Raw genomic sequence first — 15,530 nt, forward strand, 5'->3', positions numbered from 1 at the left:
GCAACCTCAGGCTGCGACTGAACCGATGTCCGTGCCTGGCCGGGTTGTCAAATGCGTCCGGTCGATCGCCTGCGCCTGCGCCTGGGGTGTCAGACGATACGCGAGGTGTATCTGCCCGAATCGCGGCGTGTCCTCGGCACCGGCCAGCTCGGCGCCCAGCTTTTCGACGGCTCGCCGCGATCGGGCATTGCCCTCGGCGACAAGGAAAAGGACTTCCGATACGTCCGTGAAGGCGTGCTGCAGCATCAGTCGCTTCATCTCGCCGTTCGTCGCGCCGCCCCAATAAGATCTGGACAGGAATGTATATCCAATGATGACCCTCAGACCCGGCACATAGCTGTGATACCGCGTGCATCCGATCACGGCCTTTCGATCGCTGTCGATGGCGACCAGGCAGCCCTTTGACTGGAGGGCGGCATGGAAAAACTGATCGAATCCTTCAAGTGTGCTGCGGGACGGATCCGGATGTTGGGCCCACAACAAAGGGTCCGATGCGATCGCGAACAACGCGCCATGGTCCTCCGCCGTCATGGGCCGCAATACAAGATTTGTCCCGGCTAAGGTCGGCTGCAGATCCAACATCGAGAATGGCTTCAGTGGGGAGCGGGGTGCCCGCGTGTTTATACACTGGATGGCCCAGGGCGTTTGCGCCATCCGATTCTTGCGCTTGTACCGGTTTCGACGGTCGACGCTCGCAAGCCCGATCGGCCGGAATCAAACGGCAGCGGCGGATCGAGATGAGCGAAAGCCGTGGCTCCCTGTCCCGGCCCTGATCGTCGCGCGGCTGTGATCCACTTGTCTTCGTTTTGATTTCGTGTCCGACGATGGGTGGCCAGATCGGGAATTTTGACCAGTCGGGCGTCGACAGCGAGGGCATGCCTACCTCCGTACCATTTGCCACCAGCAGGCCCGGCATCTTTGCGGTCGGGGATGTGCGCCGCGGATCGGTCAAACGTGTGGCCTCGGGTGTGGGCGAAGGGTCGGTGGTGATCCACGCCGTGCACAAATTCCTGAATCCCGACGGGGGGGGTGAGGCGCCGATGGTCGTCACCCATCGACTATCTTTGGATGTGGTTTCCGCAGCGATCGCAGGAGCAGGGTATGACGCGAATCTCTCTTGAAATCGACGCATCCGTGCCTCCCAGCGGCCGCGGATGCGTCGAATGCTTGAAAGAAGGTGGCTGGTGGCTGCACCTGAGACGATGCGCTCAGTGCGGTCATATTGGATGTTGTGATGCGTCGCCGAGACAGCATGCGACGAAACATTTTCATGAGACGGGTCACCCGTTCATAGCGAGCTACGAGCCTGACGAAGCGTGGTTCTACGATTATCGCCAGAACGCCTTCTTCGACGGCCCCGAACTGGCGCCTCCGTCGTCACATCCTCGCCATCAGTCTGTTCCCGGCCCCGCAGGCGCTGTTCCTTCGAACTGGATGGATCTATTGCATGACTGAAGGTCTACGTACGAACACCTCGAATACGTACCCCTCCATTCTCCAATTCGCGATATGTGCCGGACATGCTGATCCGGCGTTTTCACACAGCCATGACCCATGGCGGACACTGTCCGCTTTTTGACGATCCGGCCGTCGCGATACCCATCGATCGCAATCTGTTTTTTGCGCCGCAGCGTGACACCTTGCGTCTTCAGCGTATTAATGGCACCAGGGTTTTAGATCGATCCAAATCAAGAGCAAGTCAGGTCCGTCACCGCTGCGAAGGATCTGAATGATTTGGAGTGAGGTGGGAGGGCCATGGGATGCGCGTCAAGCGCCGCCCGGGATGTCGCTGCTTTCCGCCAAACCGGTTGCGAGGAATGGGAAGCACCGCATGAAACCAGAAACCGTCCGAATTCCCGTGATGACGAGCCCAAGCCCAGGCGCAGCGCGCGTGCCCGCATTCGAGGGGGCTGTCGCCGGCAGTTGGGATGGCCGCCGCCGTGTTTCCCGCACGAGTCATGGCATGGGGCTGGACGGCCGCCATCACTACAGCGTGCGCGTTCGTGGCTCCGGCCTTGCCCATTTATCCGGCTCCGGCTGCGCCGGGGCACGCGCCGACGTGCCGCTTTGGCGAGGCCAGACCTGGGCTTTCGCAGCAGCGCAACAGGGGCTTTAAAACTTCCACCGATGACGAGCCGAGGGCCCGTTTGGCTGTCGAAAATTTAGATCGATCTAAATCGATCGAAGGGAGGACGCCTTCCGCCATAAATCGCGTATCGCAGCAGTGATCAAACGGGGGGTCACCGCGCCGGCTTCCGCACGGCGCACACCATGTATGGGAATCAAGAAAAATGACTTATCTGCCTCACGTGTTTACGCGCAAGCCGCTGTACGCGGCGCTTGCCTCGGCGATCCTGTCATTTGGCGGCTGCCTGGGAATACCCGCGGTCGCTTTTGCACAGACATCGGCGCCCGCTGCAACCTCGACGACGACCCCGGCGCCGGCATCGGCATCCGATAGTGCAAAGGCGAAGGAGGACGACAAGGACAAGAAAGCCGATAAACAGAAAACCGGGGACGCCACCCATCCCACTACGCTCCAAACGGTCGTCGTCACGAGTTTTCGCCAGTCGATCGACCAGAACCTCCAGGACAAGCGCAATTCCAATGCCATCGTCGAGGTCATCAACGCGCAGAACATCGCGCAGTTCCCCGCCAAGAACATCGCCGATGCGCTGGCGCACGTGCCCGGCGTGGTCATCACCCGCGAATCCGGCGAGGGCAAGACGGTCAGCATCCGCGGCCTCGCGCCCGAGCTGACGCTGACCGAATTGAACGGCAACTACGTGGCCTCGGCCGATACCTCGGCCGGCCTGACGCGCTCGTTCAACTACTCGATGATGCCGGCCAACATGTTCTCTGACATCAAGCTCTACAAGAGCCTGGAGGCGCGCCTGGACGAAGGCGGCATCGGCGGCAACGTGGACCTGCGCACGCGCCGCCCGCTGGAGATGAAGGCGAACGACGGTTTCGTGTCCGTCAACGGTGCGGGTTCCGACAACAGCGGCAAGATTACGCCCCAGGTCTCGGCGCTGTGGTCGTGGAAGAACAAGGACGAGACCTTCGGCGTGCTGCTCGCGGGCACGTACCAGAAGCGCCGGGATATCGATTACACGGCCAACGCGTCGAGCTGGCACTGGTGGGCCGACAACTGCGCCGACCACGCAACGTGCACCCAGCCGCCCACGGATGTGCATGGCAATCAGTACGACCCCGCCGTGGCCTCCAACATCGACCTGTGGGGCAACGGCGAGGTCGACCAGGCCGGCAGACAGTATTCGGGCTACTGGATGCCGCAGCAGTTCTCCACCAGCCGCAACCAACTGGACCTGAAGACCAAGGGTGTCCAGGCCACCATGCAGCTCAAGCCCAGCGACCATTTCCTGCTGACGGGCAACTACTTCCGCTTCCAGCGGCAGCAGACCCAGATCACCAATACCCTCGAGGTTCCCGAATGGGGCCTGCCCAGCAACAACAATTATGACGACCAGCAAGGCCGGTTGCTCGCGCCCAATGGCCTGACCTTCGATCCGTCGGGTACCGTCGTCACCGGTGCGAACTACGTGCTGCCGCCCGCGGGCCAGGGCTGCAACTCGACGACGAACCCCAGCACCGGCGCGCAACGGCAGCCGGTGGACGTCTGCTCCACCGAGATACCGTGGCTCAACGGCAACTACTCCGTCGAGAAGGCCACCTCGCAAACCCTCAACCTCGAAGGCGAGTGGGATAACGGCGGCAACCTCAGCGGATCGTTCAACATCGGCCGCACGTGGGCGACGGGCGGTCCGTCGGTGGAGCTGGGCATGGCCGCCAAGCCGCGCAACTTCGTCAATGGCCAGTGGGTGGACGGCAGCAACGGCGCAGCGTGGACGCTGAACGGCACGCCGACCATCACGGCCACGCCAGAGGTGCTGCAGAACATGCTGGCCGGCCGGGGCCAGGTGGACCTGGGCTCGACCGGCTCCAACATGGTCAACACCGATACCTCGCAGAATTTCGCCCAGGCGGACTTCACCTGGGCCTTCGACAACGGCTGGCTGCAATCGCTGCAGTTCGGCGCGAAGTTCCGCGACAACCACGCCGAGCAGCAAGGCAACGAACTGCGCTGGTACTGCAAGGGCACCACGCTGCAGTTCCAGTCCTGCGATCCGAATGCCGGCCAGCTGCCGGCGGGCTTCCTCGAGCCGGCCATGCTCGACGGCCACACCGAGGCCTACAACGACAACGTCTTCCCGGCGATCAACTTCCCTGCCTACTACAACCACCTCAACTCGACCTACGACCGGGTGCTCTACAACCATCCCGAAAACAAATCCTCCATCCAGGAAAAGATCTCGGCCGCGTACGTGCAGGCGAACTTCGATACGGGCTCGCTGCGGGGCAACGTGGGCCTGCGCTTCGTCAGCACGCAGCAGGACCTCACCGTCGCCGACGAGATCACCACCAACAACGCGGTGTACTACCACGACGCGAACGGCAACATCCTGATCTGCCCGGCCAGCGGCGTGAATGCCGGCGGCGGCCCGTGCGCGCCGGGCGACTTCCAGTACCTGCCGCGCGAGCAGTCGGTGGTGCAGACCTTCTCCAACGCATCCACCAGCAAGCGCTACAACAAGCTGCTGCCCAGCTTCAACGTCGCGTGGACCATCGCGGACAACTTCGTGCTGCGTGCCGCCGGTTCGCAGGCGATGGCCCGCGCCAACTACACCGACCTGGCGCAGCTGGGCAGCCTCACCGACAACACGCAGGCGTACTACAACGACCGCAAGCAGTTCGGCGCGCCCCCGCCGGGCTGGTACGGCAGCGGCGCCAACGCCGGCCTGAAACCGTTCACGGCCACCCAGTTCGACCTGGCGGGCGAGTGGTACTACGCGCCCGAATCGGTGGTCGGCCTGGATCTGTTCGAGAAGAAGGTGAAGAACTTCGTCGTGCCGGTCACCGTCAACAACATCAACGTGGACGTCGGCGGCACCCAGGAGAACTTCCTGCAGTACAGCACCAACGCCAACGGCCGCTCGGGCACCTCCAAGGGCGTGGAGCTCTACACGCAGCACACCTTCAAGTGGGGCTTCGGCTACATCGCCAACTACACGCTCAACAAGACCAACGAAACCGCGGTTTCGCTCGGCGACACCCAGGTGGGCAAGTCGGAACTGATCGGCAGCGCCAAGTACGCGGCGAACGTGTCGCTGTTCTACGAGAAGCACGGCCTGCTGCTGCGTGCCACCAGCAACTGGACGGGCCGCACCATGCAGGGGCTGGCCGCCGGCCTTCCGGTCTATACGGAGCCTTACAACCAGATCGATCTGAACGGCGACTACGAGTTCAACAAGCACCTGATGGTGACCGCGTCGATCATCAACCTGACGCGCGCCAAGCCCCGCTCGTACCTGGGTGGCGACACGACGGCGCGGCTGAACCAGCTCGAATATGCCGGACGCCAGTACTACATGGGCGTGACGTACAAGTTCGGTTCCGGCGATTGAGCATCACGGGCGGGACGAGCCTCGACCCCTCTCTCCTCCGGGACGCGGAGCAGGGCCATGGATGGCCCTGCTTTGAGGAGCGAGGCAGAGGGTCGGGAAGGGGCTGGCCTCGCGGGAAAACTTCGTCGAAGTGCGTTTCCTGACGCTGCGTTCCCGCGAGCACCCGCCCCCTCATCCCGGCCTTCTCCTCGCGCCTCAGGGCCGTGCACATCCATGTGCGTTCCCCGCGTACCTCGGCGGGAAAAAGGAGAAAAGCGCCGCCGGCGTGCCAGATGACGCGCCTTCATTCATTGCACGCACCGGAGCGGACCATGCATCCATTTCCCGCACTCTCTTGCCACCGCGCTTCGTCGATCCGCAAGCACGTTGCACAGGTCTTCGCGTTGGCGGCCCTCGCGCTTGGAACCATGGGCGCGGTCCATGCTCAAGGCGGCAACACACCGCAGCGCGCGATTCAGGCCGTCGACGAAGCCAACCCGCTGGTCGGTACCGCACCACTGGATCGGCAGGTACTGATCGGCAACGCGCCGCCGCCGGGCGAGCCGCTGTATTCGGGCATGACGTCGCCGGGTGCGAGCCTGCCGCAAAGCTCGACCGAGGCGACGCCGGTCAACCTCAATGTCGATCTCAGCTATCCCGCGGGCGTCGGCATGTCGTACTACTACCCCAATCCGACCATGATCGGCTTCACCGGCGGCGGCTCGACCTATGGCGGACAGGCCTCGCCGATGATCATGCCGGTGGTGGGCGACTGGACCGTGCCGCCCGACTACGCGCAGTCCTACTACGACAAGGCGAGCGAGAAGGCATCGCCCGGCTACTACACAGTCGACCTCGCCACGTTCCGCACAAGGGTCGAGCTGACGGCGACAGCGCGGACCAGCCTGATGCGCTTCACCTTCCCGGCGAGCCATCGTTCGAACGTGATCGTCAACCTGCGGCGCCCGGGCGGCGACGTGGAAGTGGTCGATGACCACACCATTCGCGGCGTCACCGCGGGCAGGCGCCCGCAGCGCGACCCGGATGGCTCCTGGTTCGTCGCCGAGTTCTCGCGGCCGTTTGCCGGCTTCGGCACCTTCCGCGCCAATCGCGATCAAGAGGGCTACGGCATCGGCGACGCGGACGTGCAACAGAACCGACGTACCGTGTCCGGCAGCTATGCCGGTGCCTACGTCACCTTCGATACGAAGGCCGGCGAGCAGGTGCTGGTGAAGATCGCCCACGGTCACAGTGCCGAAGAAGCCGAACAGCGCTTGCGCGAAGAAGATCCGGACTGGGACTTCGAGCACCTGCACAGCGCAGCGCGCGAGGCCTGGGCGCAAGTGTTCAGCCGCGTCGAAGTCACCGGCGGCACGCCGAAGCAGCGCATGCTGTTCTATTCGACGCTGTACCACTCCTTCGCCAGTCCACGACTGATCGCGCGCAAGGGCGACCGCTTCACCGACGCGGACGGCCGCGTCCAGGTCGCCGCCCACGACCGCTACGGGCCGGTGCCTTTCTGGGATACCGGCCGCAACCAGGTCACGCTGCTGATGCTGCTGGAGCCGGATGTTGTGCAGGACATCATGCGCTCCGAACTGGACCGGGCGCGCGAACGCGGCTACATGGACACCTCGTTCCACGGCGACCATGCGGTGTTCCTCTACGACGGCGCGTGGCAGCGCGGCATTCCGTTCGACTACGCCGCCGCCTACGAGTATCTGCGCAAGAACGCGACCGACCCGAAAGGGCCGCGCAGTTACCTGGCCGAATACATGAAGAACGGCTGGATCGCCGACATCGTGCCGCCGGGCAATCCCAGCCCGCCCTACGCCGGCGGCAAGGCGGGCGTCGCCACCACGCTCGAATACGCCTGGGACGATCACGCGCTGGCCGACATCGCGCGCCGGCTCGGCAAGACGGACGACGCCAGGATGTTCCTGCGCCGCGCCGCGAACTACCGCCACGTGTTCGATCCGTCGGTGGGCTTCATGCGCGGGCGCACCGCGGACGGCAAGTGGATCTCGCCGTTCGATCCGGGCGAGCCGTACTACAACTTCATGATGAAGGAAGCCTCCGGCTGGTCCACGCTGTGGCTGGTGCCGCACGACGTGCAAGGCTTGATCGGCCTGCTCGGCGGACGCACCGCGTTCAACGCCAAGCTCGATGCATTCTTCTCCACGCCGTACCGGGCCAAGGGCATCTGCCGCGACTGCACCGGCCTGATCGGCCAGTACGTGCAGGGCAACCAGCCGGACCAGCAGGCGGCCTATCTCTATGCGTGGAGCGGCCAGCCGTGGAAGACGCAGGCGCTGATACACCGCATCCTCGCCGAGTTGTACGGCAGCGACGCCAGCGGCTACGGCTTCCCCGGCATGGACGACCAGGGCTCGACCTCTTCGTGGTATGTGCTCAGCGCGATGGGTTTCTACCCGGTCGACCCTTCGAGCCCCGACTACGTCATCGGCAGTCCGATCTTCGACCGGGTCCGGTTGCGCATGGGCAACGGCAAGATCTTCGAGATCGTCGCGCGCAACAATTCGGCCCGGAACATATACATCCAGTCCGCTACGCTCGACGGCAAACCGTGGACCAAGCCATGGTTCAGCCATGCCGACATCGCCAGCGGCGCCACGCTGGTACTCACGATGGGACCCGAGCCGAACAAGGCCTGGGGTGCGGACCCGCGCGATGCGCCGCCATCGATGTCGGTGGAGCGGCCATGATTACCGGGGTATTGCACCATCTGATGAGGAAAAGCGAATGACGGGAAACGGCAGGGTACGTGGCGCCGGCATCTTGATGGGCATGGCGACGGCGATGAGCTTCGCCTCGATGGCGATGGCGGCGCCGCATCAGGCAACGGTCTGGAACGGCAAGGTGGCGCCATTGGCGACGCGGTGGACGGCTGAGGTGTCGCCCGGCAACGCGTTGCCCGAGTATCCACGCCCGCAGCTGGCGCGTCCGTCGCTGGAGCATCCGCAATGGATGAACCTCAACGGGCTGTGGCAGTACGCGCCGGGCGACGGGCAGGGCGCGCCGCCGTTCGGCCAGACGCTGAAGGGCCAGGTGCTGGTGCCGTATCCGATCGAGTCGGTGCTCTCGGGCGTGCAGAAGCATGCGGACTTCATGTTCTACCGCCGGCTGGTGAATGTCCCGGCTGCCTTCACCGCGCATGGCCAACACGTGCGACTGAATTTCGGTGCGGTGGACCACGACGCCACGGTATACGTCAACGGTACGCAAGTCGCGCGCCATACAGGCGGCTATACGTCCTTCAGCGCGGACATCACGCCGGCGCTTCGCCCGCACGGCCCGCAGGAGATCATCGTCGCCGTGCATGCACCGGTGGACGGCGCCAACGTGATGGTCGGCAAGCAGCGCCTGAAACCTGAAGGCATCTTCTATACCGCGGCCTCGGGGATCTGGCAGTCGGTGTGGCTGGAGCCGGTGCCTGCCGCCAGTCTGGCGCAACTGAACTTCATCCCGGCCCGCGGCCTGGACGCCTTCACCGTCACTTCAAGGCTGCACGGCCGCCGCGAAGACACCACGCTGCATGTCATCGCCTACGCGGATGGCAGGACGGTGGGCGAGGCGAGTGGACCGGCCGGCCAACCGCTGCATCTGGCCATCGCGCATCCGCGCCTGTGGAGCCCGCAAGATCCCTTCCTGTACACCTTCAAGGCCACGCTTACACAGGGCGATCAACGCGACGAGGCGACCAGCTATGCCGGCCTGCGCACCATCGCCGTCGAGAAGGTGGGCGGGCGCAATCGCATCGTGCTGAACGGCAAGCCGACCTTCTTGCTGGCCACGCTGGACCAGGGCTACTGGCCGGACGGCATCTACACCGCGCCCACCGACGCGGCGCTCAAGTTCGACATACAGAAGACCAGGGACCTGGGCTTCAACACCATCCGCAAGCACATCAAGGTGGAGCCGGCGCGCTGGTACTACTGGGCCGACCGCATCGGCCTGATGGTATGGCAGGACATGCCGGCGCTGCCGACCGATCGCAACGACAAGCTCAGCGATGCCGACAAGGCTGCCTTCCGCGCCGATGTCTCGTCCATCGTCGAGCATCTCAAGGGCGAAACCTCGATCATCGGCTGGATCCCGTTCAACGAGGGTTGGGGCCAGTGGAGCATTCCGGCCGCCGCCGAACTGGCCGCGCAGATCAAGCAACTCGACCCTTCGCGCCTGGTCGACGCGCGCAGCGGCGCCAACTGCTGCGACACCAAGGGCGACCCGCACGCCGGCGACGTCTACGACGTGCATGACTACCAGGGCCCCGGCCTGCCCAGCCCGGATGCAGAGCGCGCCGCCATCGACGGCGAACACGGCGGCCTGACCCTGGGCATTCCCGGCCATGTCTGGCCCAACACGCCGATCAACCCCTACGGCGCAGTGAAGGACCGCGCCGCGCTGAACGCCGGCTATGTCGCCAATACCGCCGTGCTGCGCGACAAAGGCGTGGCCAGGGGCATGTCCGGAAGCGTCTACACCCAGATCACCGACGTCGAGGGCGAGCACAACGGCTTGTTCACCTACGACCGCAAGATCGAAAAGGTGGACGAGGCCAAGGTGCGCGCGATCAACGAGGCGACGATACGCGCAGGCGGACAGCCCTGAGGTCTGCGCGTGGCGGGGCGATGAGGTTGCGAGTCATCCGACAGCTCCCGCGTCGTACACGGCGACGTCCTTCCGGTCATGCCGGGACTTCATGTCGTGACCAAGGGCGGACGCCGGACATGGTGATCAGGGTCGATTATCCGGGGTACGACCCCTGCAGGCCTGAAAAGCACGACACGCCACCTCCCGCCTCGGCTGCACAAGATAATCCCACGCAGCCTTCGATGGTTCGACGGCAAGGTCGGCTTCTCCCGCGCGAAAGAAGTCGATGTCCACATCCACTCATGCCAAGCCTTTCCTTTGTCAAAGGCATATTGCAGACTGTTGTTTCGCCACCGTTAGAGCAAAGTAAGCGAGATCGACTTTCAACGCATCGCCGAACTGATGCTTAAGGATGCCGTGATTAGCCTCTGTTTTTGTCATTCCCGCGAAAGCGGGAACCCAGTGGCTTTTATGTAACACGTTGATACACACAGGCACTGGGTCCCGAAGATCGCTTCGCGATTCGGGATGACGGGCAAGATCAGAGCATTCTTAGAGAGACGTCCGTTCCGGCGGTGCCTCTTTCGTCCGGAATTTCAGCGGGAGCATCGCAAAACCATGACGTTTGAGGAGCGGCTGAAGCAGTGGTGGTCGCGAAGCCATAGTGCAGAAGCAGCTGCAGTTTCCAAACACCAGGAAGCCTGGCCAATGGCGAGGCACGTCGCTGGCGACCCTATGGCTATCGCTGCAACGAGTAACCCAAGGCCGTGGAACTCCTTCGATCCCACGCGATGCATGGCTATTGATTCAATCTCTGCAGGCCACTTGTCCAATACAAGGGAGTCAGCAGCGAAGGCGCAGACCGCGTATTTCGAGCAGATCCGGCTATAGCCATGCGCTGCCCCGTCGCTTTGTTTGAAAGGATTGTGCAATGGCGCGCCATCGCATCGGTGATCGTTCTGCTGTGTGGATTGCTGATGGCGCGCGCGGCAACGGCCGTGGATTTGCCGATCGCCATCCTTGGACGCGACGTCAGCCTCGACCGGCAGGGCATTCGCGTCCTTCATCAGGATCGCGGTGGACTGGTATGGGCCGGTACGAACACGGGCTTGTACGTGTTCGATGGCGTGGGCTTCCTGCGCATGGACCGCGCGGAGGGATTCGAGCCTTCTGCGGTTATCGGCATCGTCGAGGATGGTACCGGCGATCTCTGGGTCGCCACACAAGCCGGCATGCAGGTGCGCCATCAGGGCAGCTTTGCCACCGCCGCGCCCGCAGGGCGTCCGCTGCTTGCCGACCGTGGCCAGACGCTGGCGATGCAGGCCAACGGCGATCTGCTGGTGATCAGCCACCATCGCCTGATGGTCGTGGCAAGGCAGGCCAATGAGCGCTGGACGGCGCTGCCGCTCTTCTCGCTGCAGCAGCGCCGGCAAGACCCGTCGCTGGACCGGATCGGCAGCGTGGCCGTGCAGGGGGATGCCACCTGGTTCGGCTGCGGCGATGAGCTGTGCCGGCTCCAGCAGGCACGAATCCAGCATTTCGGGATCCGCGAAGGCGTAACCGCGGATGCATGGCAAGACATCCTGCCCGCGCGCGACGGCAGCCTGTGGGTGCAAGGGCGGCACAAACTGCTGCGCCAGGCGGTCGGCGCGCCGGGTTTCGTAGAGCAACGCCTACCCGGCGAACCCGCGTGGGTCGCTGGAGCCAGTGGACTGCTGGTGCAGGATGCCAGCGGCAACATCGTCGTCGGCACGAAGACCGGCCTGCTGCGTCTCGAAGGAGACAGCTGGAAGGTTTACGACAGCAGGCAAGGCATCATGCCCCAGCCCATCCAGTCGGTCTCGACCGTGCTGGCCGACCGCGACGGCAGCCTGTGGATGGGCGTCCCCGGTTGGGGCGTACTGCATTGGGTGGCGAGCAAGGCCATCGAAAGCTGGAGTTTGTGGCTCGGATCGAGCCAGCCGGGACGCGCGACGCTCGATCGCATCAATGCACTCACGCTTTGGACTCCCGACGACAGCCGCCTACCGTCCACCGCCGGCGTCCCGAGCAATCAACGCTGGCCCCTGACCGCGCTGCCGCCCGAGGAGGCGCACATCGAGCACGCCTCGCCGGATGGTTCCAGGTGGAATTTCCATTTCGACGGACGGATCACGCGGCAACTGCCGGGAGCCAGCCGCCCGACGACGGTGGCCGTCCTCAAGAACTACATCCGTGGCGTGCTGGTCAGCCGCACGAGCAGGTTCTGGATCTACACCCAAGGCGGCGTCGACTCGCTGGATCCGAAAACCGCCCTGGTGAAGCACACCGACGAGTTCCAGACGGGGACCAGCTGTTCCGATGCCGTCGAAGACAATGCCGGCCGCATTTGGGTGGCCTGCAATACCGGCCTTTACCGTTACAGCGGGCAGTGGGAGAACGTCCTGATGTCTCTCGCGGGCAGTCGCCAGCGCGTTCCAATTACGCCCGAGCGCATTGCCATCACGCCCGATGGGCGACTGTGGGTCGGCACCATCGATGCCCAATTGCTGGTGTCGCAGATCAGCATGTCCGACAAGTTGCTCATGCAGCCGGCCAACGATGTCTTGCAGGCGGGCACTCGGCTGGATTTCCTGGGAACGGACAAACGCGGATGGCTGTGGGCCGGCAATGCCACGGGAGTAGGTGTTTTCGACGGCATCCACTGGTCGCGCCTCACATCCCGCGACGGCTTGCTGCTGGACGAGGCGGGCAACCTCGCTTTCCACGCAGACGACGACGGCTCCGTCTGGATCGCCACCAAAACCGGCCTGTCGCATCTGCTCCATCCCATACGACTGCTTGTTTCGCCTGTCTGGCAGGCCGAAGTGGTTGCGGCAGACTACGGCGGCAAGGATCTTTTCCCCGATTCCACGGCGCCCTTCGATCAGCACAAGGTCGCCACCTTGCACCTGGCCACGATCGGCAACAGCAGGGCCGACCCGGTGCGCTATCGCTACCGGCTGGAAGGCGTCGACAAGGGCTGGCACGAGACCGGCGAGCGCAGCGTGGCCTACCCATTGGCCGGCCCCGGCACCTATCGTTTCGAAGTGCAGGCGATAGACGTGAACCATGAGCGCACGTCGGCGACGGCAACATGGACATTTGCCTTGACGGCGCCATGGTGGCGTTCGCCCTGGGCGTCGTTGCTGGCGCTGCCCTTGCTGATTGGCGCGGGCGCGACGTTGGCGTGGCGTTGGCGCAACACCGCCCTGATCGCCAGGAACCGGCAACTCGAGCAAACGGTGGATCGGCGCACCGCGCAGCTCAAGCTGGCGCTGCATGCGCGCAACGACTTGCTCGCGCGGATCAGCCACGACCTGCGCTCGCCGCTGGCCAACATCATCGAATGCGTGAACCAGTGGCGTGCCGGCGACGCCAAGCGCGATTATCCGCGCATCATCGAGCAGAGCATCTGGCAGCAGATCGGGCTCATCGACGATCTGCTGGAATTCTCGCGGGACGAACACGCCAGCACCGGGCTGGAAGAGACAGCGGGCTACCTGCATGCCTTCCTTGCCGAGATCGTTGCGCAGGCCGCGCTGATGGCGGAGCGCGGCGGAAACCGGTTCGCCCATCGCTTCGACGACAAGCTGCCGGTGCTGGTCAAGGCGGATTTCCGCCGCCTGCGGCAGGTGCTGCTCAACCTGCTCGGCAACGCCGCCAAATTCACCCACGGTGGCCTGGTCGAGTTCGAGGTGGCCGTGGGGCAGGGCGGCGACAGGGACGTCCGAATGCGCTTCGCCATCCGCGACAACGGCATAGGCATCGAGGAAGAAAAGCTCGAATCGCTGCTGAAACCGTTCGTCCGCGGCAGCAACGTCGAACACCGTGAAGGCAAGGGACTGGGTTTGTCCATCGTGGCGCATTGGTTGGGTCGCATGCGCTCCCGACTGCAGGCGCACCGGCTGGACAGCGGCGGCAGCGAATTCTCCTTTACGGTGGATCTCGACACGGCCAGCGAATCCGAGGCGGACTTGAACCCGCTCGACGACACCTCGATGGACGCGGGCCACGACGGTGGCGGCCGAACCATCGTCGTGGTCGACGATCAAGCGCAGAACCGCGACATGCTCTGCGACCTGCTCGACAGCTACGGCTTCGCGAGCTTCCCCGCCGGAACTGGCCGTGAGGCCTTGAAGATCGTGGAGGAACAGCGTCCTGCCATGGTCATCACCGATCAATACATGGACGGCATGGATGGCTGGGGGCTGCTGAAGGAACTGCGCAGGACCCACGCGGACCTTCCCGTGATTCTTTGTTCCGCCACGCCGCCCCGGCGTCCCGCCGCGTACGAGCCCGAACTGGACTTCGACGCGGCCTTGCTCAAGCCCGTCAGCGTTCGGCAGCTGTTGCTGCTGGTCGCCGCCCAGCTCGTGAAGACAGCCTGACGCCGGAATGGCGGGCGTGCCAGCTCAATCGTCGCCGTCGCTCCTGGCTTGCATGCTCAGGCGATACGCCGTGGGCGTCACGCCCATGCGCTCGCGAAAGGCGGTGGCGAAGTTGCCTGCGTCGCGAAAGCCGATCTGGTCGGCGATGTCCTGCATGCCCAGGTGTGAATCGGCCAACAGTTCGCGGCCGCGACGCAGGCGTTCTTCTCTGATCCAGTGGAACACCGTGACGCCCAGGTTCTCGCGGAAAATCGCCGACAGTCGCTTGCCGTGCGTACCGGCCTTGCTCGCTATCTCGCCCAGTTCGGGCAAGTCGCCCAGGTTCGCCTGGATGAAGCGCATGGCCGCGCGCAAGGTCACCTCTTCCGGCGACAGCAGGGTCTCCGGCTCTGGCGATGCCTCGTCCCTGGCGCGGCGTGAACTCAGCTTCAGGTGGATGCGTACGCGCGCCAGTACCTCCATGGGCAGGCACGGTTTGAGTATGTAGTCGACGCCGCCGTTGACCAGGCCTTCCAGTCTCTCCGCGTCGGCATTGGCCGAACTCAGGAAGATCACCGGGATGTCCTGCGTTTGCGGATCTGCCTTCAGGATGCGGCAGGCCGCGAAACCATCCGCGCCCGGCATGCGCACGTCCAGCAGGATGAGATTCGGCTGCAGCGCCTGCGCGCGCTGGCAGCCCTGCCGGGCATCGGTGGCGAGGTTGATGCGCATACCCTCGGCGCGCAGCAGTTCAATGGTGCCGCGGATGTCTTCGGGGTAGTCGTCGATGACCAGAACAAACGGTTGCTTCGGAGTCATGCCATGTCCATGTGGATGCCCGTGGTCGCCGGCGCGGGGGCAGGCGCTGCGGATTTCGATTATAGATGCAGCCGCCGATCGCTCCAGCAAAGCCAACGTACCCTCCGGCAAAAGTCCGCGCCGGCTGGCGCAGGTAGGCTGGCGGTACAGGGTGGCTCGGGCGTGATGGTCCCGCCATACAGATCAAAATCTTGACTTGCCGCGCGCGCATGCGCGCGGATGAAACGATCAGGTTGCGAAGCCG

Annotated in this window: 8 protein-coding genes; 6 read left to right on the plus strand and 2 right to left on the minus strand. The window is 64.3% G+C overall.

The window, feature by feature from the left end; translation table 11 throughout:
• Positions 1-6: 6 nt before the first annotated feature.
• On the minus strand, positions 7-582 hold the full coding sequence (locus ACFPPB_RS08470; protein WP_377326282.1) for a GNAT family N-acetyltransferase: 576 nt from the start codon (positions 580-582) through the stop codon (positions 7-9).
• A gap of 242 nt (positions 583-824) precedes the next feature.
• On the opposite strand from ACFPPB_RS08470, the gene ACFPPB_RS08475 reads away from it, so the two are divergent.
• From ACFPPB_RS08475 to ACFPPB_RS08500, 6 genes are all read left to right on the plus strand, one after another.
• A complete protein-coding gene (locus ACFPPB_RS08475) occupies positions 825-1,121 on the plus strand; it encodes a hypothetical protein (RefSeq protein ID WP_377326284.1) in 297 nt (98 codons plus the stop codon).
• The gene (locus ACFPPB_RS08480) at positions 1,102-1,455 is read left to right on the plus strand and encodes a UBP-type zinc finger domain-containing protein (RefSeq protein ID WP_377326286.1); all 354 of its coding nucleotides are present in this window, start codon (positions 1,102-1,104) and stop codon (positions 1,453-1,455) included. The genes ACFPPB_RS08475 and ACFPPB_RS08480 overlap by 20 nt, the downstream gene beginning before the upstream one ends.
• An 836-nt stretch (positions 1,456-2,291) precedes the next feature.
• Positions 2,292-5,486, plus strand: a complete 3,195-nt coding sequence (locus ACFPPB_RS08485; RefSeq protein WP_377326288.1) for a TonB-dependent receptor — start codon at positions 2,292-2,294, stop codon at positions 5,484-5,486.
• 311 nt (positions 5,487-5,797) lie between these two features.
• Complete coding sequence (locus ACFPPB_RS08490) at positions 5,798-8,191, plus strand: GH92 family glycosyl hydrolase (RefSeq protein ID WP_377326290.1); 2,394 nt, start codon at positions 5,798-5,800, stop codon at positions 8,189-8,191.
• A 37-nt stretch (positions 8,192-8,228) separates the two neighbouring features.
• Positions 8,229-10,097, plus strand: a complete 1,869-nt coding sequence (locus ACFPPB_RS08495; RefSeq protein WP_377326292.1) for a glycoside hydrolase family 2 protein — start codon at positions 8,229-8,231, stop codon at positions 10,095-10,097.
• Between the two features lie 959 nt (positions 10,098-11,056).
• Positions 11,057-14,488, plus strand: coding sequence for a hybrid sensor histidine kinase/response regulator (locus ACFPPB_RS08500; RefSeq protein ID WP_377326294.1), 3,432 nt, complete (start codon positions 11,057-11,059; stop codon positions 14,486-14,488).
• 24 nt (positions 14,489-14,512) lie between these two features.
• On the opposite strand, the gene ACFPPB_RS08505 is transcribed toward ACFPPB_RS08500, so the two are convergent.
• A complete protein-coding gene (locus tag ACFPPB_RS08505; RefSeq protein WP_377326296.1) occupies positions 14,513-15,286 on the minus strand; it encodes a response regulator transcription factor in 774 nt (257 codons plus the stop codon).
• Positions 15,287-15,530 lie beyond the last annotated feature (244 nt).

The organism is Rhodanobacter terrae (assembly GCF_042657005.1).
GTDB lineage: Bacteria > Pseudomonadota > Gammaproteobacteria > Xanthomonadales > Rhodanobacteraceae > Rhodanobacter > Rhodanobacter terrae.

Coding starts and splice junctions, on each gene's coding strand:
- ACFPPB_RS08470 (WP_377326282.1), bottom strand. CDS start 582: ATGTTGGATCTGCAGCCGACCTTAGCCGGGACAAATCTTGTATTGCGG.
- ACFPPB_RS08475 (WP_377326284.1), top strand. CDS start 825: ATGGGTGGCCAGATCGGGAATTTTGACCAGTCGGGCGTCGACAGCGAG.
- ACFPPB_RS08480 (WP_377326286.1), top strand. CDS start 1,102: ATGACGCGAATCTCTCTTGAAATCGACGCATCCGTGCCTCCCAGCGGC.
- ACFPPB_RS08485 (WP_377326288.1), top strand. CDS start 2,292: ATGACTTATCTGCCTCACGTGTTTACGCGCAAGCCGCTGTACGCGGCG.
- ACFPPB_RS08490 (WP_377326290.1), top strand. CDS start 5,798: ATGCATCCATTTCCCGCACTCTCTTGCCACCGCGCTTCGTCGATCCGC.
- ACFPPB_RS08495 (WP_377326292.1), top strand. CDS start 8,229: ATGACGGGAAACGGCAGGGTACGTGGCGCCGGCATCTTGATGGGCATG.
- ACFPPB_RS08500 (WP_377326294.1), top strand. CDS start 11,057: ATGGCGCGCGCGGCAACGGCCGTGGATTTGCCGATCGCCATCCTTGGA.
- ACFPPB_RS08505 (WP_377326296.1), bottom strand. CDS start 15,286: ATGACTCCGAAGCAACCGTTTGTTCTGGTCATCGACGACTACCCCGAA.